Origin of the sequence: Clostridium ragsdalei P11 (assembly GCF_001675165.1) — a bacterium.
Lineage (GTDB): Bacteria > Bacillota > Clostridia > Clostridiales > Clostridiaceae > Clostridium_B > Clostridium_B ragsdalei.
Map to the genome: position 1 here is coordinate 164,382 of NZ_LROS01000033.1, position 21,800 is coordinate 186,181.

At 31.8% G+C, this 21,800-nt stretch carries 19 protein-coding genes; all 19 read left to right on the forward strand.

The features are described from left to right. The first annotated feature begins 196 nt into the window (after positions 1–196). The 19 genes from CLRAG_RS14135 to CLRAG_RS14225 all read left to right on the forward strand — a co-directional run bounded on the left by CLRAG_RS14135 (position 197) and on the right by CLRAG_RS14225 (position 21,743). The gene (locus CLRAG_RS14135) at positions 197–1,459 is read left to right on the forward strand and encodes a magnesium transporter (RefSeq protein WP_065079008.1); all 1,263 of its coding nucleotides are present in this window, start codon (positions 197–199) and stop codon (positions 1,457–1,459) included. Between the two features lie 118 nt (positions 1,460–1,577). Then, complete coding sequence (gene sleB, locus CLRAG_RS14140; protein ID WP_065079009.1) at positions 1,578–2,267, forward strand: spore cortex-lytic enzyme; 690 nt, start codon at positions 1,578–1,580, stop codon at positions 2,265–2,267. 236 nt (positions 2,268–2,503) lie between these two features. Beyond that, a complete protein-coding gene (locus tag CLRAG_RS14145; protein ID WP_065079010.1) occupies positions 2,504–2,854 on the forward strand; it encodes a DUF6514 family protein in 351 nt (116 codons plus the stop codon). Between the two features lie 137 nt (positions 2,855–2,991). Then, entirely contained in the window at positions 2,992–3,396 is a 405-nt protein-coding gene (gene acpS / locus CLRAG_RS14150) for a holo-ACP synthase (protein ID WP_065079011.1), read from the forward strand. Continuing rightward, entirely contained in the window at positions 3,368–4,867 is a 1,500-nt protein-coding gene (locus CLRAG_RS14155) for a bifunctional ADP-dependent NAD(P)H-hydrate dehydratase/NAD(P)H-hydrate epimerase (protein ID WP_065079012.1), read from the forward strand. The genes acpS and CLRAG_RS14155 overlap by 29 nt, the downstream gene beginning before the upstream one ends. Positions 4,868–4,962: 95 nt before the next feature. After that, a complete protein-coding gene (locus CLRAG_RS14160) occupies positions 4,963–5,571 on the forward strand; it encodes a germination lipoprotein GerS-related protein (protein WP_065079013.1) in 609 nt (202 codons plus the stop codon). A 923-nt stretch (positions 5,572–6,494) separates the two neighbouring features. Further along, a complete protein-coding gene (locus CLRAG_RS14165) occupies positions 6,495–6,815 on the forward strand; it encodes a CopG family ribbon-helix-helix protein (protein ID WP_029170139.1) in 321 nt (106 codons plus the stop codon). After that, positions 6,775–7,125, forward strand: coding sequence for a type II toxin-antitoxin system PemK/MazF family toxin (locus CLRAG_RS14170; protein ID WP_013236988.1), 351 nt, complete (start codon positions 6,775–6,777; stop codon positions 7,123–7,125). Before CLRAG_RS14165 ends, CLRAG_RS14170 begins: the two co-directional genes overlap by 41 nt. A 175-nt stretch (positions 7,126–7,300) precedes the next feature. Further along, the gene (locus CLRAG_RS14175) at positions 7,301–8,125 is read left to right on the forward strand and encodes a transketolase (RefSeq protein WP_065079014.1); all 825 of its coding nucleotides are present in this window, start codon (positions 7,301–7,303) and stop codon (positions 8,123–8,125) included. Then, a complete protein-coding gene (locus CLRAG_RS14180; RefSeq protein ID WP_065079015.1) occupies positions 8,125–9,066 on the forward strand; it encodes a transketolase family protein in 942 nt (313 codons plus the stop codon). The genes CLRAG_RS14175 and CLRAG_RS14180 overlap by 1 nt, the downstream gene beginning before the upstream one ends. Positions 9,067–9,378: 312 nt before the next feature. Further along, complete coding sequence (gene ftsE, locus CLRAG_RS14185; RefSeq protein WP_065079016.1) at positions 9,379–10,065, forward strand: cell division ATP-binding protein FtsE; 687 nt, start codon at positions 9,379–9,381, stop codon at positions 10,063–10,065. Continuing rightward, positions 10,055–10,945 carry a permease-like cell division protein FtsX gene (ftsX, locus tag CLRAG_RS14190; protein WP_065079017.1) on the forward strand — a complete coding sequence of 297 codons (891 nt, stop codon included), beginning with the start codon at positions 10,055–10,057 and terminating at the stop codon, positions 10,943–10,945. The genes ftsE and ftsX overlap by 11 nt, the downstream gene beginning before the upstream one ends. A gap of 173 nt (positions 10,946–11,118) precedes the next feature. After that, the gene (locus CLRAG_RS14195) at positions 11,119–12,294 is read left to right on the forward strand and encodes a S41 family peptidase (protein ID WP_065079018.1); all 1,176 of its coding nucleotides are present in this window, start codon (positions 11,119–11,121) and stop codon (positions 12,292–12,294) included. Between the two features lie 103 nt (positions 12,295–12,397). Next, on the forward strand, positions 12,398–13,699 hold the full coding sequence (locus CLRAG_RS14200) for a PDZ domain-containing protein (protein WP_065079019.1): 1,302 nt from the start codon (positions 12,398–12,400) through the stop codon (positions 13,697–13,699). Positions 13,700–13,702: 3 nt separating this feature from the next. Beyond that, positions 13,703–15,685 carry an excinuclease ABC subunit UvrB gene (gene uvrB, locus CLRAG_RS14205; protein WP_065079020.1) on the forward strand — a complete coding sequence of 661 codons (1,983 nt, stop codon included), beginning with the start codon at positions 13,703–13,705 and terminating at the stop codon, positions 15,683–15,685. Positions 15,686–15,723: 38 nt separating this feature from the next. Continuing rightward, positions 15,724–18,546 (forward strand): excinuclease ABC subunit UvrA, encoded by a 2,823-nt coding sequence (gene uvrA, locus CLRAG_RS14210; protein WP_065079021.1) that lies wholly within the window; start codon positions 15,724–15,726, stop codon positions 18,544–18,546. Positions 18,547–18,615: 69 nt separating this feature from the next. Continuing rightward, positions 18,616–19,056 carry an FHA domain-containing protein gene (locus CLRAG_RS14215; RefSeq protein WP_065079022.1) on the forward strand — a complete coding sequence of 147 codons (441 nt, stop codon included), beginning with the start codon at positions 18,616–18,618 and terminating at the stop codon, positions 19,054–19,056. 52 nt (positions 19,057–19,108) lie between these two features. Beyond that, positions 19,109–20,311 (forward strand): FtsW/RodA/SpoVE family cell cycle protein, encoded by a 1,203-nt coding sequence (locus tag CLRAG_RS14220; RefSeq protein ID WP_065079023.1) that lies wholly within the window; start codon positions 19,109–19,111, stop codon positions 20,309–20,311. A 4-nt stretch (positions 20,312–20,315) separates the two neighbouring features. Then, a complete protein-coding gene (locus CLRAG_RS14225; RefSeq protein ID WP_065079024.1) occupies positions 20,316–21,743 on the forward strand; it encodes a peptidoglycan D,D-transpeptidase FtsI family protein in 1,428 nt (475 codons plus the stop codon). The last annotated feature ends 57 nt before the right edge of the window (positions 21,744–21,800 follow it).

Genomic DNA, 21,800 nt, shown 5'->3' on the forward strand with positions numbered 1-21,800 from the left:
TATTTGAATTTTTAATTTAGGTGGTGTGTTAAATGGAAAACGGACCTTATGGAGGTCGGTGCATCTTAGAAGAAAATTTAATAGAAGAAGTGCAGGGAAGTATTAGATCTAATTGGTGATGGCAATGCTATTGATAACTTTTAAAACGTTCATGTAGATTCTATAAATATTTCTCTGCATATAAGGAGGAATATTTATGAAAAAGTTATCTAGTTTCTTATTGAGTAAAGTTCTTTATAAAAAGGTTTATAATGAATTTGACGAATATGTAGGGAAACTTTGGGATGTTTATGTATCTTCTGATCATGGAATGCCAAGAGCCATAGGATATAAGATAAAAAAGGGCAAAGAAATACTTAATTGTGAGTGTAGGAACATAAACTTTTATGACGATAACGATAAGGTTATAATTAAAGGAGAAGGTATAAGGGAAATAATACTTCAAAGTTATTCCTATCTTTTATCAAAACATCTTTTAGATAGACAGATAGTGGATATAAATGGGAAAAAACTTGTAAGAGTTAATGACCTCAGAATTGCAGAAATGGCAGGAGAGTATAGAGTTGTAGCAGTAGATACAGGAGTTCTTGCTTTAGGAAGAAGGCTTGGTATAGAAAAAATCATAAAAAAGTTCTATGATTTATTTAACAAAAAGCCTGAAGATAGCCTTATAATTTGGGATAATGTAGAATCACTAGAAATGATAAATAACAATTTAAAACTTTCCGTACCATATAAAAAATTGTCTAAGCTCCACCCTGCTGATTTAGCAGATATATTAGAAGATATGGATGTAAACTACAGAAAGAAAGTTTTTGAAAGTTTAGATGAGGATCTAGCAGCGGATACATTAGAGGAAATAGATCCAGAAGTACAGCTAGATATTCTGGAAAATTTGAGTCAGTCTAAAAGGGACGAGGTGTTATACAATATGCCCAATGATGAAATAGCAGACATTTTAGATGAAGTAGATAAAGATACTGCAGAAAAAATACTTATAAATATGGAAAAAAATGATGCGGATGAAGTAAGATCACTTATGGAATATAAGGAAGAAACTGTAGGAAGTATAATGAATAAGGATTTTATCTGTTTTAATATAAATATAACCGTTAAAGATACTATTGAGTTTTTAAAAGAAATTAATCCGGAAGATGAGGTATCACATTATATATATATTATCAATGATCAAAAGCAGCTTGAAGGTGTGGTGTCCTTGAAAGACTTGATATTGTCAGATTTTGAAGATACATTAAAGGCGATAATGATGAAGGATGTAGTAAGTATAAATCATAAGGAAAATATAGATGAAGCCATAGAGATGTGTTCAAAATATAATCTTATTTCATTACCTGTAATAGATGATGAAGAAAAGCTATGTGGCATAGTTATAATGAATGACTTAGTAGAAGACATATTAATACCAAATTGGAGAAAAAGGCTAAGAAAAGTAGGGTAAGAAATGCTATCAATTCCACTTATTTAAAGTGAAATTGATAGCATTTTTTTATGTATTTTTTACTTCGTTTGTGTACAGACTACATTTAGGAGAATCAACATTAAAAGGAGATGGTCATATGGGTAAGAAAATTATGGGATTTAAAAGAGAATTAGTATTAATACTTGCTATAGTGTTTACATATGCATCAACTTCTCTATTCTTGCTCCCCTATAATAATGCAGTAAAAGCTGTGGCATACTACTATGGCTCAAGAGGAAATATGGTAATACAAATACAGCAAAAACTTAGAAGCTGGGGGTATTACAATGGTAGTGTAGATGGAGTATACGGGTATCAAACTTACACTGCAGTAAAGTATTTCCAATCAAAAAATGGATTAAAGTCTGATGGTATAGTTGGAGATGCAACTTTAGCAGCCCTTGCAATAAATACTGGAAGCAATACTGGTGGAAATAGCCAAAACGTAACATTAATAGCTAGATTGATAAATGGAGAGGCTAGAGGAGAACCTTATGAAGGACAGGTAGCCGTAGGAGCTGTAATACTAAATAGAACTAGGGATCCTAGGTTCCCATCTACTGTAGCAGGAGTTATATATCAACCAGGAGCTTTTACTGCTGTGGTGGATGGACAAATACATGCAAATATGAAACAGAGCTCTATAAATGCAGCAAGAGATGCTTTAAATGGATGGGATCCTTCAGGAGGAGCAATATACTATTTTAATCCCTCTACAGCAACAAGTTCATGGATATGGTCGAGACCTCTTATTAAAATTATAGGGAAACATAGATTTTGCAGATAGTTTAAAAATAGATAGTCAAAATAGATAAGCTTTCGACAGGATCATTTAATAAAAATTGTTAGTAAATAGGATAAAAATATATATGCTTCTAAGATAAGTGAGCAATAGATTTTTATTGTCATATATAAGGGATAATTTCTAAGAAAAGCTAATCAGGAAGTGACACATTTTTTTCCCTGTGTGTGCTAATATATTTTTAAGACAATAATGAGCTATGTTATGGGGGGAGAGAATTTATGATAATAGAGAATTTTATTAGTAATGAGAAAGTAAAACAAATTGAGTATGTATACTTTTATAGGTTACTTAAAGGGAAAATAGCTATTTCATATTCCCATAAGGATGTTGAAGAGGTGCAGGCTTATGGAATTGAAGTTGAGAGACAGGATATATTAGATGGAAAATTGATAAATGTGCAAAGAGATAGTATTCAAAATATAAGTCCTGAAAAGTATAAAGTACATAATTTACTGAAATTACTATATGACAATAAAGTTTCACCGCTCCACTTGGTTGATGTAATAGGTGATTATGTAGACGACTACATTATGGACTTTGACAACCAAAAAAATTATGCAGCATATTAATTTAATAGAAAAGAGGAGAAATCCTCTTTTTTTTATATAAAAAATTGATATATCTATTATACCTATATTAAAAAATTAATATAATATAGGTATAATAGGTATATAATTAAAGGTATTAAAATTGGAGGTGTTATATTTTGATATTTGGGGTTGGAGTTGATATAGTTGAAATCAGGAGAATAGAACAGGCTGTTAGTAAACATTCAAATTTTATAGATAGAATTTTTAGCAAAAATGAAGTAGAATATCTTAAAAACAAAAATTTAAGACCTGAATTTATAGCAGGAAGGTTTGCTGCTAAGGAAGCTATAGTAAAGGCACTAGGAACTGGATTTAGTGGTTTTGATTTTAGAGATATAGAAGTAGATAGAACTGCTTTAGGTAAACCAATTGTAGTATTAAAGGGAAAGGCAAAGTTAATAGCTAATAAATGTGGAAATTATAAGATTCATCTCAGTATATCTCATGGAGTGGATAATGCTATAGCCTATGCCGTAATGGAGGTAGATGAAGTTGAAGATAGCGACTGTAAAAACAGCTAGAGCTGTAGATGGGTACAGTATAAATGAATTAAAAATACCAGGGATTGTACTTATGGAAAATGCAGCACTAAAGGTAGTGAAAAACATAGATCTAAAAAAATGTGATTCTTTTTGTGTAATTTGTACAAAGGGAAATAATGGTGGAGATGGCTTTGCGGTAGCAAGACATCTTTATAATTTAAACAAAAAGGTTCATGTATTTTTAGTTGGAAAAGAAAGCGGAATGAGTGAAGATTGCAGCATAAATTACAATATTTTAAAAAATTTAAGAATTAATTTGAATGTAGTAGATTCAGAAGAAAGCCTTGTACAACTTAAAGAGTGTATAAAGGAAAGTGATGTTACTATAGATGCTCTGTTTGGAACAGGAATTTCTAGAAATATACTGGGAATACAAGATTCTGTAATAGATCTTATTAATAAGTATGGCAGCTATGTTATTTCTATAGATATTCCCTCAGGGCTTAATGGTGATACTGGAAATGTTATGGGCAACTGTGTGAGAGCTAATAAAACTATTACTTTTCAGCTATATAAAATGGGATTTTTAAAATATGGAAGTGATAGATTTACAGGTGAAGTGATAGTAGAGGACATAGGAATTCCAAATTTAGCTGTTGAAAGATTTTCTGGATCTGAATTTATAATGGATCAAGATTTTATAAAAGGAAAACTAAAAATTAGAGATAAGTTTAGTCATAAAGGAGATTATGGAAGAGTACTTGTTATAGCTGGATCTAGAGGATTTACAGGAGCAGCTTATATATGTACTCAGGGAGCAATAAGAAGTGGCGCAGGGCTTGTTACTTTAGGATGTTATAAAGATATACAACCTATACTTAGTGAAAAGCTTGTTGAAGGTATGACTATAGATTTGGAAGAAAATCTAAAATTAGAAAAGACTATAGAAAAAAGCGATGCTATTGCTATAGGACCAGGTATGGGAGCTAATGATAGTACTTTAAACTTGGTGAAAAAGGTTATTACTACTTTCAGAAAAACGGTAGTAATAGATGCAGATGGGATCAATGTTTTAAGTGGAAATCTTAACATTTTAAAAGAAAAAAAATGTGATGTGATTTTAACCCCTCATTTGGGAGAAATGTCTAGAATTACCAGTTTAGGAATTGAATATATATGCGAAAATAGAATTAAAGTAGCCAAAGACTTTGCGAAGGAGTATAATGTAATTGTACTTTTAAAAGGATATAACACGGTTATTACAGATGGAAACTTAGTTGCCATAAATTCTACAGGAAATTCAGCTATGGCTTCAGGTGGTATGGGAGATTGTCTAACGGGAATTATAGCTTCTTTTTCTGCACAAAAACAAGGCCCTTTTGAAGCAGCTTCTATTGCTGCATTTATACATGGGTATGTGGGAGAAGAATTATCCAAAGATATGTATTCTGTAAATGCCAGTCATGTTTTGCATCAATTGCCTTTTTCAATAAAAAAATTAACAGAATAGTCTTATTTTCATATAATTATTTCATAAAAAAGTAATATAGAAAAACATAATAGAATAGATTAGTAGTAAAAAGTTGTGAAAACTGGAGGAACGAAGTGAGAAAAAGACTACTGATATTAGGAATTATGTTTTTTATTTTAAGTGTAATTTTTTCATCTTGTGGTAAAGACCCTCAAAATACAGAGAAAATAATTTATTATTTAAAGAATTTGAACAGCTACAACTGCAATGTAAATATTTTAATAAAAAATGACAAACAGCAGATAAATTACAATGGAAAGCAATTTTATGACAGTAGATATGGAGAGAGGTTTGATTTAGACAACAATAGAATAATTATTTATAAAGAAAGCAAGATACATGTTAAAGATATTAAGCGAGGAAATTCCTATAATATAGATAAAAATTTTCAAAGTTTATTTAAGTTTAGTTTTATAAAAGAATATATCTCTCTCCTTTATACGAATGAAAAGATTGAAAATTCATTTAAAAAGGTGGGAAATGAAGAATATCAAGTTATAAATTTAGACATACCTGGCAATAATAAAAATATGTATAAAGCCCAGTTGTATGTAAATATAAAAAATAATGTTCCTGCATACGTCATAATATACGATTCTAAATATAAAAAACGGATAGAAATTAAATATACCGATTTTAAAGCCAATGTGGAATTAAAAGAGGATATGTTTAAGATAAATTAGTTTTAGTATAAGAACATGTAAGTAATATTTTTAATCAATAAGGTATTTTAGGGGGTGATATATTTATAGTTAAGCATTATAGGCATATATAGTAAAAATTAATTTAAAGTGATGTTGTATATAATAGGTATCTTCAATCAGACGATGTGGACAAGAGCTAAAAAAAGTTGATTGAAGTCTAATACAAAAGATAGTAAAGTAGTTAAAATTACAGAAGATAACAAGTTCATATATATTTTTTTAACTGTCATATGTACTCTACTTTTTAAGTTAAGATAATTGCTATATGCAGCAGTTATATCTTAATTGTAAATAAATTTTAATAAATAAAATCATAGAATTAAATTAATTACATATTTAGAAAGGGATACTTGCATATGGCTTTTGACAAACTGCGTTTTCAATAATTATTATATAAGTAATTATGTATATGAAAAAACTGAAACATTTCTTAAAACATATTTTCCAATCTGATATATAGACATATACACACCAGAAAATTATGAATATAAGCTTAGAAATTGGTATAGGATAATAATAAGATTAATGAATGAAAATTTTATTCATAAAGTTGATTTGCATTACAAATGATTACCATTACAAATGATTACCATGAGATTAACATAAAATTAGTAATTGGGTGTAAAAAGTATATTATACAATATGCAAGTAACTACAATGAATTATTACATATATATTTAATTAATATCTGAAATTGTTACATATAAAATTATAATAGACTTAAATAGAAACATGGCAAAAGTTATATTAAATCAATATAGATATGAAAAGCCCTATGTAAAAAATACAAGTAGAAAAATGTTGAAATTAAAGATAATTTCTTTGACACACTTGTGGATTTGGTAATATAATTACGTTGTATATATCTTTCGCTTAGGGTAATAGGAGGTATTAATTTGTATATGTCAAATTCTAAAAGATTGGTGGTAAACCTCTCAGAAACACTATACAATGAATTTAACAAAGCACTTAAAGAAGATTGCAAAAAAAGAAGTGAATTTATTAGGGAAGTTATCATATTATATATTAATGAGAAAAAAAGGTTAAATAGAATATCAGAAATGGAAAAAGGATATAGGGAAATGGCGCAGCTTAATCTTGAATTCGCAGAAATGGGCTTTGCAAGTGACATAAAGGAATTAAAAGAATATGAAGCGAAGCTTTCGGAGAGTGATTTGTCAGATGACAACAGTAGTGAAAAGAGGAGATATATTTTATGCTGATTTGAGCCCTGTAGTTGGGTCTGAACAAGGAGGGGTAAGGCCGGTTATTATCCTACAAAATGATGTAGGTAATAAGTACAGTCCCACTGTAATTGTTGCGGCTATTACTTCTCAGATAAATAAAGCAAAACTACCTACTCATGTTGAAATTTCTTCAGAAGCCTATGGGCTAAATAAAGATTCGGTAGTGCTGCTTGAACAAATAAGAACTTTAGATAAAAGAAGATTAAAGGAAAAAATTGGTCATATGACAGATGTAGATATGAAAAAGGTAGATGGTGCACTTCTAGTGAGTGTAGGACTACAGTAAGTATTCCAATTTCATCTAATATTTTATGAATTTTATAGTTAATATTGTGAACTATAGGCCCCTGCATCTTAAATGTAGGGGTGAAATTTTATGACCAGGATTATATATAAAAATAAAATTTTGTGTTAAAATAATAAGTATAGTTTTTGCTTATATAGCTTAGGAGGTTAAGGGTGTGAAAAAAGACATAGAAGAACTTAAGAAGATTGCTGTAACTATAAGAAAAGACATAATAAAAATGTTAACCGAATCTAGTTCAGGTCATCCAGGTGGTTCATTATCTGCAGTGGAGGTTTTAACCACTTTATATTTTTATGAAATGAATATTAATCCAGAGCAACCTAGAGATTTAAATAGGGATAGATTTGTATTATCAAAAGGACACGCAGCACCAGCATTATATAGTACCCTTGCAAGAAAAGGATATTTTAATGTAGAGGAATTAAAGTCACTTAGAAAGATTGGATCAATGCTTCAAGGACATCCTAATATGAATGAAGTACCAGGAATAGATATGTCTACAGGCTCTTTAGGTCAGGGGATATCTGCAGCTGTAGGAATGGCATTAGCTGGGAAAATAGATAAAAAGGATTACAGAGTTTATACTTTACTAGGTGATGGAGAACTTGAAGAAGGTGAAGTTTGGGAAGCAACTATGGCTGCAGGACATTATAAACTAGATAATCTTACAGCTTTTGTAGATGCTAATGGACTTCAAATAGATGGACCTTGCGAAGAAGTAATGTCAGCATACCCAATTGGGGATAAGTTTAAGGCATTTAAGTGGAATGTTATAGAAGTAAATGGACATAGTTTTGAAGAACTAATAGATGCTATTGAAAAAGCAAAAACAGTTAAAAACAAACCAACTATGATAGTATGTAAGACTATTAAAGGTAAGGGAGTTTCTTTCATGGAAAATGAAGTTGGCTGGCATGGTTCAGCACCAAATATAGAACAATGTGAGAAAGCATTAGCTGAACTTGGAGGTGAGGAGTAATGTCAAATAAAATAGCAACTAGAGAAGCTTACGGAAAAGCATTAGTGGAATTGGGAGCTGAAAATAAAAAAGTAGTAGTCCTTGATGCGGATCTTTCAAAATCTACTAAAACTGCTAAGTTTAAAGATGCATATCCAGATAGATTTATGGATATGGGAATAGCAGAAGGTAATATGATGGCAGTAGCAGCAGGCTTGTCTACTTGCGATAAGATACCTTTTGTAAGCACTTTTGCCATGTTTGCAACGGGAAGGGCATTTGAGCAGGTAAGAAATTCTATATGCTATCCTAAATTAAATGTTAAAATATGCGCTACTCATGCTGGTATTACAGTAGGGGAAGATGGAGCATCTCATCAGTCTGTAGAAGATATATCGCTTATGAGAAGTATACCTAATATGACAGTTATATGTCCAAGTGATGCGGTAGAAGCAGAAGCTGCGGTTAAAGCTGTAGCTGAAATGGATGGACCTTGTTATGTAAGACTTGGTAGGTCAGGAGTATCTGTTATAAATGACAATGCAGATTATAAATTTGAAATAGGAAAAGCAGTACAGCTTAGAGAAGGAAAAGATGCAGTTATTATTGCAACTGGTATAATGGTTGATGCAGCACTGGAAGCATATAATAATCTAGCAGAAGAAGGCATTAAAGTATCGGTCTTAAACATACATACAATAAAACCTATAGACAAGGAAGCAGTAATAAATGCAGCAAGACAAACTGGTGCGGTTATAACTGCAGAAGAACACAGTGTTATTGGGGGACTTGGATCAGCTGTATGTGAAGTTTTAAGTGAAAATTTACCTACTCCAGTGGTAAGGGTAGGCATAAAAGATATTTTTGGTCAAAGTGGAAAACCGGCAGAACTTTTAAAAGCCTATAAACTTACAGCAGATGATATAGTGAAAGCTGTTAAAAAAGGTATAGCTTTAAAATAGTAATTTAGTAGAAGACGATGTTATGATTTCGTATAACATCGTCTTTTTTAATCAATGAATCTTACTTAGTGGGAGCTTGTTTCTCCCACTAAGTTTAGATGAATTATCTAGGGGCGTAGCTACTGTTAGCTCCCACTTTGATAGAAGTGGGAGTGTTACAGTAGGTAGCCATCAGATAAAAGTAAACTTTAAGCCTTAGTTTGTTAATAATAATTTCATATATTTAATTTTTAGTTTCATCCTTCCGTATGATATAATGAATTTTGTAATGTAGCAAGCTGAAAAACTTGTTAAATATAAGGAGAGATTTAAATGATACAGTTCAAAAACGTAAGCAAGGTTTACAATAATAACATATTCGCACTGTCAAATATAAATCTGAAAATTGAAAAAGGGGAATTTGTTTTTTTAGTTGGACCTAGTGGAGCGGGAAAAACTACTTTTGTAAAGGCACTTTTGAAAGAAGTTCAACCTACATCAGGAGACATTATAGTTAACAATCTCAATATTACAAAATTAAAAAGAAGTAAGATACCTTTATATAGAAGGAAATTAGGAGTAGTTTTTCAAGACTTTAGACTGATACCTACTTTAAATGTGTATGAAAATGTAGCATTTGCAATGAGGGTTATTGAAGCTCATCCAAAAGAAATAAGAAAAAAAGTACCTGTTGTACTTTCTTTAGTTGGACTGGCAAATAAATACAAGTCATTTCCACATGAGCTTTCTGGAGGAGAACAGCAGAGAATTTCACTGGCAAGAGCTATAGTAAATAACCCATCCATATTAATAGCTGATGAACCTACAGGAAATTTGGACCCAGATACTTCTATGGACATAATGGAAACAATAAAGGATATAAATGAGGCTGGAACAACAGTACTAATGGCAACTCATGCAAGCGATATAGTTGATTCTATGAGAAAAAGAGTTATAGCACTGGAAAAGGGTATTATAGTAAGAGATGAGCAAAGGGGTGCATACGGATATGAGGATTAGTACTATAAGTTTTTCTATTAAGGATGCATTTAGAAATTTAAATAGAAATAAAACTATAAGTATAGCATCTGCGGCTACGGTAGCAGCTACGCTTTTTATTTTCGGTATATACCTACTTGCTATGATGAATATCAAACAAGGTATATTGGAAGTGCAATCTAAAGTAGAGGTAAAGATATATCTTCAGGATAATATAACTAGAATTCAGAAGAGAAATATCGAGGATAAAATAAATACTACAGATGGAGTAGTGGATGTAAGTTACGAAACAAAATCTCAGGCACTAGATAAGTTTAGAAATCAGTTGGGAAAGGAAAATAAATCTTTAGTAGAGGGACTTGAGAAGGACAATCCAATTCCAAGTGCATACATAGTGAAGGTTTCAGATCCCCAAGTTGTGTCCCAGGTAGTTAAAAATGTACAGGGAATGCCCGGAATATATAGTGTACAAGATGCCAGAGAAATTGTGGATAAAATTATAGCTATAACTAGAACTATAAAATGGGTAGGAACTATTATATTTATAATATTAATAGGAGTTTCACTATTTTTAATAGGAAATACAATAAAGATAACTGTTTATTCTAGAAGAAAAGAAATAGGAATAATGAAATACATTGGAGCTACAGACTGGTTTATAAGATGGCCTTTTATTATAGAAGGTATTATAATAGGTATTGCAGGGGGAATAGTATCAGATATAATACTTTATTATCTATATAAAATATTATATGTTAAAGCAGCGTCCACTCTTGTGATAATGCAGTTAATTAGTCCTACTTATGTAATCACTAGTATTTTGGGAATATTTATTCTGGTGGGTATTATTATAGGCGCTGCAGGAAGTGCATTATCTATTAGAAAATTCTTAGAAGTTTAAATTAGTATAGGATAGTTAATTAAATTTTAGAGTTATATAGGGCATGCAGAAATTTTATTTTTGCATGCCAATTTTATAATAGTTTTACAAATTTATTTTTTTTAGTGTTATAATTATTTAAGATTTACATAAATACTATAATAGTGAATGTTTCAAAAAATGAGGTGAGCAAATTGAATAGCAAGAGAAAATGGATAGGATGGACTATAGCAATTGTACTTATAACAAATATCCTTACAATGTTTGGAACTACAAGTTTTATAACAAGCGCTCAGGGAAATACTGTAGGAAATTTTGGAAAATTATTTGAAATTAGAAGTCAATTATATAAATATTATGATGGACCTATAAACGATTCAACTTTAGTTGAAGGTGCCATTAAGGGAATGACTTCATCGCTGAATGATCCTTATACTGTATTTATGAATAAAAAAGAATTTGAAGAGTTTAATGTTCAAACTCAGGGAAATTATAGTGGTGTTGGAATTCAGGTTGCAGCAAAAGACAGTAATATTGTTGTAATGGATGTATTTGATAATTCTCCTTCAAAAAAGGCGGGAATAATAAAAAATGATATAATTGAGAAAGTAAATGGTACTAGTGTTAGTGGAAAAGATCTAGATAAAGCTGTATCTTTAATGAAAGGTCAGGAGAATACAGAAGTTACACTGACATTATATAGAGAGAGCAAAGGAAATTTTGATGTAAAAGTTAAAAGACAGAAAATAGACATTGCTACTGTAAAAGGTGAAATGCTGCAGGATAATGTAGGATATATTCAAGTAAGTATGTTTGACGAAAATACTGCAAAAAACTTTAAAGATCAGTTGAACAAATTGAAGAGTCAGGGTATGAAATCATTGATTATAGATTTAAGAGATAATCCAGGTGGACTTTTAGATCAATGTGTTGATATGGTGTCTAATTTTGTACCTAGTGGTAAAGTTATAGTTTCTACAGTTGATAAATACAACAATAAAAAAGAGTATAAATCAAAAGGTGGGGATTTTACTAATTTACCTTTGACAGTATTGACTAATGGAAATAGTGCCAGCGCATCGGAAATATTTTCAGGAGCCATTAGAGATTATAAAATTGGAACTTTAGTTGGAGAAAAAACCTATGGAAAAGGAGTAGTTCAAACTATACTTGATACAGGAAGCGGCACTGCACTCAAAGTTACTATATCAAAATATTATACTCCAAATGGGGAAAACATACACAAGAAGGGGATAAAACCTAATGTAGAAGTGATATATCCTGAAGAACTTAAGAAAGCTGCTTATGATAGGAACAAAGATCCTCAATTTAGCAAAGCACTTGAAATAGCAAAAAGCAAAATAAAATAGATTTAAATTTTGACGAACTAGGAAAGCATTTAGGCATTTGAAGTTTTAAGTTAGACAGATTGGTTCTGTCTAACTTAATTTATGGAGAGGGGAACTAATTTTAATGATATTATTGTATACATTGAAGTCCATAGCTTTTGCATTGACAGAACCGTATTTAATAATTATTTTAGCTGTTCTTGCACTTGTGTTATACAGAAAAAATAAGCAGATAACTGTAATGCAAAAGATGATAATTGGAGAAAGAATTAACTCTCCTTTTGAACTTACAATATCACAAATCGTAATAGGAATTTTTGCAGGGGTTGTCATTACTACTATTATGTCCTATTTAGGAATAGTTTTTGATGAAAGTTCCTCTGTAGATTTAGTATTTTTAGCATCTATAATATTTATGTTTTTTAATCCAAGGTTCATATGTTTTTCTTACTCTGGTGCAGTACTTGGATTTTTAAGCCTTACGATGGCTATATTATCTTCAAAGTTTAACCTTCCAAATTTGAATTTCTTAAAGATAGATGTAGTTGCCCTTATGAGTATGGTAGCTATAATACATTTTGTAGAGGGAATTTTAATTATATTGGACGGAAAGACAGGATCTATTCCGGTGTTTACAAGTAAAGGTGGTAGAATAATAGGTGGATTTGCCCTGCGAAGATACTGGATAGTTCCAGTGGCTATATTTTTTATGATTCATGATAAATCCGCAATAGCAAGTTCGTGGCAGGTGTCTCTTCCTGGATGGTGGCCTATAGTAAAAACTTCTATACCGTTTAATATTTTGAAGAATGCAGTTCTTACATTAATGCCATTTTATGCTGTAGTGGGATACAATAGTGTGACTTTTACTAAAAGCGTAAAGGAAAAGAGTCGAATATCTGGTGTTATTGTAATGCTATACGGTATTATTTTATTTGGGGTAGCACAATTGGCAGTTTTAAATATTGTATTGAAATTCTTTGTAGTTATATTTGCACCTTTAGCTCATGAAGGAATTATTATCCTGCAGAGGTATTTGGAAAATAAAGGGGCACCTAAATATATAAGCAGCAGTGAAGGGATTATGGTACTTGCTGTGGCACCTAATTCACCTGCAAGTGAAATGGGAATAAAAACTGGAGATTTGTTGGTGGAAGTGAATGGTGAAAAAATTGAAAGTGAAGATAGAATAACTGAAATAGTAAAGGAATATTCAAATTTTATTTGGTTTAAAGTAAAAAATGTATCTGGAGCTTTAGAACAGGTTAGCTATAACAAGATGAACAAAGATAAGAGGCTTGGAATAGTTTTTGTACCCAGAAAAGTGCCTAAGGACAGTATGGTTGTAAAGTTTGATAAAAGCCGATTTTCTCAAATGCTAAATGATATGAAAAATAAGGATAAAGATAAGGATAAGGATGATTAAAAAATGGGAGTTTTTAAAATACATTCTAAATTTAAACCTACTGGAGATCAACCCCAAGCTATAGATAGTATAGCGGATGGTGTTTTAAAAGGAAATAAATTTCAAACATTACTTGGAGTAACTGGATCCGGTAAGACTTTTACTATGGCTAACATAATAGAAAAAGTACAGAAACCTACACTAGTGCTTGCACATAATAAAACTTTGGCAGCACAGTTATGTTCAGAATTCAGAGATTTCTTTCCAAATAATTCTGTAGAATATTTTGTATCATATTATGATTATTATCAACCAGAGGCATATATACCTCAAACAGATACTTACATAGAAAAAGATGCATCTATAAATGATGAAATTGATAAATTAAGACATTCTGCTACTTCTGCACTCCTGGAAAGAAAAGATGTAGTTGTAGTGGCATCAGTATCTTGCATTTATGGACTTGGAAATCCTGAAGAATATAAAAAATTAACTTTGTCTCTAAGGCCGGGAATGATAAAAAATAGAGATGAAGTCCTAAAAAAATTAGTAGAAATACAGTATGAAAGAAATGATATAAATTTTGTAAGAGGGACCTTTAGGGTAAAAGGGGATATAGTGGATATATTTCCAGCGGCATCTACAGATCATGCTATAAGGGTAGAGTTTTTTGGAGATGAAATTGATAAGATAAGGGAGTTTGATGTGCTCACAGGAGATACCATTGGACTTAGAAAACATGCAAATATATTTCCAGCATCTCATTTTGCCACTTCAAGAGAAAAAATGGAATTAGCTATAGAAAAGATAGAAGAAGAATTAGAACACAGACTTAAAGAACTTACATCTCAGGATAAATTGCTTGAAGCACAGAGATTAAAACAGAGAACTAATTTTGACATAGAAATGATGAGGGAAGTAGGATATTGCAGTGGAATTGAAAATTATTCTAGAATAATGGATGGAAGAGCTAAGGGAAGCCCTCCACAAACCCTTATTGATTATTTTCCAGATGATTTTTTGCTTTTTATAGACGAAAGTCATGTTACTCTTCCTCAGGTAAAAGCCATGTATGCGGGAGATAGATCTAGGAAAGATACATTAGTGGAATATGGTTTTAGACTTCCTTCTGCCTACGATAACAGACCTTTAAAATTTCAAGAATTTGAAAAAAAGATAAATCAGGTTGTATTTGTAAGTGCTACACCGTCAGACTATGAGTTAGAACATTCCGAAAATGTGGCAGAACAAATATTAAGACCTACAGGACTTTTAGATCCTGAAATCATAGTGAAACCAATTAAGGGACAAATAGATGATTTGTATAATAGCATACAAAAAACTATATCAAGAGGATATAGGATACTTGTTACTACGCTTACTAAAAAGATGGCAGAAGATTTAACAGATTATTTTAAAGACATGAATATCAAGGCAAGATATCTTCATTCCAGTATAGCTACTATAGATAGGATGAAGATAATAAGGGATTTGAGAAAAGGAGAATTTGATGTCTTAGTGGGAATTAATCTTCTAAGAGAGGGACTTGATATACCTGAAGTTGCATTAGTTGCAATCTTAGATGCAGATAAGGAAGGATTTTTAAGGTCAGAAAAATCTCTCATTCAAACTATAGGAAGGGCTGCAAGAAACTCTGAAAGCAAAGTTATAATGTATGCCGATGTTATTACAAAATCTATGGATAAAGCTATAAGTGAAACTGGAAGAAGAAGGAAAATACAAATTGAGTATAATAAGAAGAATGGCATAGTTCCAAAAACAATTAATAAGGCAATTAGAGAAGTTATAGAGTCAACTATGGTTTTAGAAGAAAAAGAAGAATATAATAGTTTAGAAGAGGCAGTAAAGGCAGACAATGAAAAAATAGATGAACTCATTGAAGCTCATGAAAGACAAATGAAAAAGGCAGCAAAAGAACTTAGATTTGAGGAAGCTGCTAAACTCAGGGATGAAATACTTAAGTTAAAGAAACAAAAAAACAAATAATATGGATAAGAGAATTAGATAACTAAGGAGTTAAGTTTATGAAAGATAGCATAGTAATAAAAGGTGCTAAAGTTCACAATTTAAAAAATATAAGTTTGACTATACCGAGAGATAAGCTAATAGTTTTTACTGGGCTTTCAGGTTCGGGAAAATCTTCATTAGCATTTGATACCCTTTATGCAGAAGGTCAGAGAAGATACGTTGAATCATTATCTGCATATGCAAGGCAATTCTTGGGTCAGATGGATAAGCCAGATGTGGAATACATTGAAGGCTTATCACCTGCTATATCTATAGATCAGAAAACTACAAGTAGAAATCCACGTTCTACAGTAGGAACAGTTACAGAAATATATGATTATTTGAGGCTATTATATGCACGTATAGGGGTGCCCCATTGTCCAAAGTGCGGCAAGGAAATAACCCAGCAGACAGTGGATCAAATGGTGGATAAAATTATGGAAATGCCTGAGAGAACGAAGATACAGATACTTTCACCTGTAATAAAGGGAAAAAAAGGAGAACACATAAAGGTACTGGAAAGTATAGTGAAAAATGGGTTTGTAAGAGCTAGAATTGATGGAGAAATAGTAGATCTTCAAGATGAAGAGATAAAATTAGAAAAAAATAAAAAGCATACTATTGAAATAGTAGTAGATAGGTTGGTAATTAAAAGTGAAATAAGAAGCAGACTTGCAGATTCTATAGAAACCTCCTTAAAATTATCCGATGGGATACTTATTGTAAATGTATTAGGTGGGGAGGACATACTTTTCAGTGAAAAATTTGCATGTCCGGAATGTGGTATAAGTATAGGAGAGATTACCCCTAGAACTTTTTCTTTTAACTCACCTTTTGGAAAATGTGATACTTGTGATGGCCTTGGTACCTTGCTTGAGATAGATGAGAATTTAGTAATACCTGATAGAAAAAAGAGTATATTGGAAGGTGCTGTTACAGCATGGGGAGAAGCAAGTTTAAAGGAAGGCTCCTGGACTTTTAGTATATTGAAGGCCCTTTCAAGTACGTTTAAATTTAAATTGGATACACCTATAGAAAAATTAGATTCTAAAGTAGTAGACATGTTACTTTATGGTTTAAGAGGCGGGAAAATAAGAGTAAAGTATAGAAAAGAAAACAGAATGATGGAATTTAATCATTCTTATGAAGGAATAGTTAATACTTTAAAGAGAAGGTATATGGAGACAAATTCCGACTATATAAAAAAAGAAATAGAAAATTATATGAGTGATAATCCATGTCCAAAATGTAAGGGCGCCAGATTAAAACCTGAGGTATTAGCAATTACAGTGGGAGAAAAAAACATATTTGAGCTGTGTAATATGTCTATAAAAGATGAATTGAAATTTTTTAAGGAGATACAGCTTTCGGAAAAAGATAAGATTATAAGTGATCAAGTATTGAAAGAAATAAGTGGTAGGTTGCAATTTTTAATAGATGTAGGATTGGATTATTTGACATTGTCCAGAACTGCAGGAACGTTATCCGGAGGAGAGTCCCAAAGAATAAGACTTGCAACCCAAATAGGTTCAAGTTTGGTTGGAGTACTTTATATATTAGATGAACCAAGTATAGGACTTCACCAAAGAGATAACGATAGGCTTATATCTACTTTAAAACATTTAAGAGACATTGGAAATACATTGATAGTAGTAGAACATGATGAGGATACAATGAAACAGTCGGATTTTATAGTAGATATAGGACCAGGAGCAGGAGAACATGGTGGAGAGGTAGTTGCTGCAGGACCTATTTCAGATATTATAAAATGTGATAGATCCATAACAGGGCAGTATTTGAGCGGAAAGAAAAAGATAGAAATACCTGAACATAGAAGAGAATGCAATGGAAAATATATAAAAGTAATAGGTGCTGCAGAAAATAATTTAAAAAATATAGACGTTTCCTTTCCCTTAGGGATATTTACTTGTGTTACCGGTGTATCTGGATCTGGGAAAAGCACTTTGGTAAATGAAATATTATACAAAGCACTACATAAGGAATTAAACAATTCAAAAGATAGGCCGGGACATTATAAAAATATTTTGGGAACAGAAAATGTAGATAAAATTATAAATATAGATCAAAGCCCTATAGGAAGGACTCCAAGATCCAATCCTGCAACTTATACAGGAGTATTTGATATAATAAGGGAAGTGTTTGCAAGTACTTCTGAATCCAAGGTGAGAGGATATAAACCTGGACGATTCAGCTTTAATGTAAAAGGAGGAAGATGCGAGGCTTGCAGCGGAGATGGAATAATAAAAATAGAAATGCAATTTTTATCAGACGTATACGTACCTTGTGAAGTCTGTAAGGGCAAAAGATACAATAGAGAAACTCTACAAGTAAAGTATAAAAATAGAAATATTGATGATGTACTAAATATGACTGTAGAAGAAGCATTAAAATTCTTTGAAAATATACCAAGAATAAAAAATAAGCTGCAAACTCTTATGGATGTAGGGCTAGGATATATCAGATTAGGTCAACCTTCCACACAATTGTCTGGTGGAGAGGCACAGAGAATAAAGCTTGCCCATGAATTATCTAAAAGAAGTACGGGAAAGACAATGTATATACTTGATGAACCTACTACAGGACTTCACATAGATGATGTAAATAAACTTATAAATATACTTCAGAGAATTGTAGATGTAGGTAATACAATTGTGGTTATAGAACATAACTTAGATGTTATAAAGTGTGCGGATTATATCATTGATCTTGGACCTGAAGGTGGAGAAAAGGGAGGAAACATTCTCTGCATGGGTACTCCAGAACAAATATCTGAAAATAAGAGTTCTTACACAGGACAATACTTAAAAAAGATGTTATAATTTACATAAAGACTAGCATAAGCACACCTATAATGCTAGTCTTTCAATGTATTAAGGGAGGATATTTAAATGGATCTTAGTAAATTGAGTATAGTTTTTAAAATTGTTATCATAGGTATAGTATATATTATAATATTTTGGGCACTGAGAATAATGTACAAGGATGTTAAAAATGGAAGCAAGAGAGGTAGAAATGTCAATAGGAAATCCTTTGGACTTGAAGTAGTTAATCCAGGTGAAAATGCAAATCTTAGAAGAGGTGCTGTAATTCCAGTGCGAAGGGAGATAACCATAGGAAGAAAAAGCGATAATCAACTTATGCTAGAGGATCCATATACCTCGGGACATCATGCAAGAATTTATATAAAGAATGGGAAAGAGTGTATATTAGAGGACATGGGAAGTACTAATGGGACTCTTTTAAATGGTAAAAAATTAAGAGGCAAGCATTATTTGGCTTCTGGTGATGAAATTAAAATTGGAAATACATCCTTTAAAGTTATAGGGTGATTAAATATAAGCAGTTTTTAAAAACTATCATAAATAAGTGGGTGGTGGAATATTGGATACTACTAGAGATGAAAAAAAGTTATTAAGATATACATATTTGTTATGTTTTGTGTGCTTCTTTAATTTAGCAATTATAAAGCAGCCTTTTGATAAAGGTGCTATGATAATGGCACTGGTAACTTGTCTTCTTATAGGATATTCTTACTTTGTAATAAGAAAATTTTTCTCCGACGGAGATAAATATATATTTATTTTTTCTAGTATATTGTCAGTTATAGGTATGGTAATGATATATAGAATAGATACTGCAGCCTCTATTAAACAAATAATTTGGTTTGCAGTTGGAGTTACTGGATTCATACTCATTGTTGTGTTAATGCCGGATACTAGTGGATTCAGCAAGTATAAATATATATATTTGGTAGTTACATTAATATTTATGGCAATGGGTACTTTTTCAGGTACTGAAATTAATGGTTCAAAAAACTGGGTTAGCTTGGGTGGAATTCAGTTTCAGCCATCGGAATTTGGAAAACTATTTTTGGTAGCCTACCTGGCGGCGGAATTAAAGGATTATAAAAATTTTAAAAATTTAATAATACCTTGTGCAGTAGTAATGCTATCCTTAGTGTTTATGGTAATTCAAAGGGATCTTGGATCTGCTCTTATATTTTTTGGAATATCTGTAACCATGTTATATATAGCCACTTCTAAATTTAGGTATGTAGCTATATGTTTTCTACTTTCAGCTGCAGGGTCAGTAGTAAGCTATAGGTTGTTTAATCATGTTAGAACAAGGGTTATGATATGGAAAAATCCTTGGCCTTATGCTAATAATCAGAGTTATCAAATTGTCCAATCTATGTTTTCTATAGCATCTGGGGGACTTACTGGAACGGGGCTTGGACTAGGACATCCGGAATATGTGCCTATTAATACTACAGATTTTATATTTGCGGTGTTGTGTGAAGAACTTGGAATACTTATAGGATTTGCCATAATAATATTGTACTTTTTGTTGTTTTATAGATGTATGAGAGCTGCTGTGTATGGAAATGATAAATTCTCAAGACTTTTGGCAGTAGGTTATAGTGCAATGATTGCATCTCAGGTTTTAGTTATAGTTGGTGGTGTTATGAATGCTATTCCACTTACAGGTATAACATTACCTCTTGTAAGTAGGGGAGGAAGTTCTATGCTAATAACGTTTTTTTCGCTGGGTATAATTCAGAAGATATCAGAAGAGGGTAGGTAGCATTATGAATAACATATTGAACAATATAAAGAAAGTGATGATGGTATTCTTAATATGTTTTATAGCACTTATTTCTTATATGACCTATTTTGAAATGATAGTGGGACCTAAGATAGTGGATAGTCCTTATAATAGAAGGTTATGGATAAAGAGAAATGAGGTGCTTAGAGGAACCATATATGATAGAAATGGTAATGCACTTACTAAGAGCGATCCTATAAATTCTGAAACTCAGAAAAGAGAATACACAGGAGGTGCAATGTTTGCCCATGCACTTGGTTATGTGGATCAAAAATATGGGATTACAGGACTTGAGAAGAAATATGATGAACAGTTAATGTCCAGTAATATTCAAGATAGTATAAAAAGCCTTATCCAGAATAAGGGAAAATCTCAAAAGAAAGTGGGAAATAGTTTAAAAACAACTTTGGATTTGGAAACTCAAAAAATGGCTTATGACCTGCTTGATGGAAATAAAGGTGCAGTTGTGGCGATAAACCCTAAGACTGGTGAAGTAATAGCACTTGTGTCAAGACCATCTTTTGATCCTAATGACCTTGCAAATACGTGGCAGCAGTTAAATCAGGATAAAACTAAACCTCTTTTAAATAGAGCTACGGCAGGACTTTACCCACCTGGATCTACTTTTAAAACTGTAACTGCTGTAAGTGGATTAGAAAATATATCAGGAATTCAAAATAGATATTTTCAGGATAATGGTGAACTTCCTTTAGGTGGAGGATATTCTCTGCACAATTTTGAAGGAGAGGTTCTTGGAAGTATTAATTTTAAACAAGCGTATACTCATTCTAGTAATGCTTATTTTGGATCACTTGGAATTGAGCTCGGGAATGACAGGTTAAAACAAACTGCTGAAAAGTTCTTCTTTAACAAGGAAATACCTACAGATGGAATACCTGTAGAACCTAGTAAATTTCCAATGTTAAAATCCTATGAAAAGGGAAGTATAGCTCAGAGTGCCATAGGGCAGAGCAGCGATTTGGCAAGTCCACTTCAAATGGCGGTAGTTACAAGCACTATAGCCAATGGTGGTGTCATGATGAAGCCTCATTTGGTAAGCGATGTGCTTACAAGTACAGGTGAAGAAGTAAAGAACATACAAGCAGAACAAGTAGGCCAAATAATTTCTTCAAATACAGCAAATACTATGAAAGACCTTATGAAATCTGTTGTAGAATCTGGAACAGGAACTAATGCTTCTGTGGAAGGTGTAGAAGTAGCAGGAAAAACGGGAACAGCAGATAATCAATCAGAAGGACCGGGTTCAGCACCTCATTCCTGGTTTATAGGTTTTGCACCTTATGATGATCCACAGATAGCTGTGGCGGTAATTGTAGAAAATGGAGGACAGGGAGGAAAGTTAGCGGCTTCTATAGCTTCGCAAGTTATAAGAACAGCATTACGAAAATAATTGAAATTTTAAAATTCCCCGGGAAATTTTGTTGTAAAAAGTAAGTTTGTTGTAAAT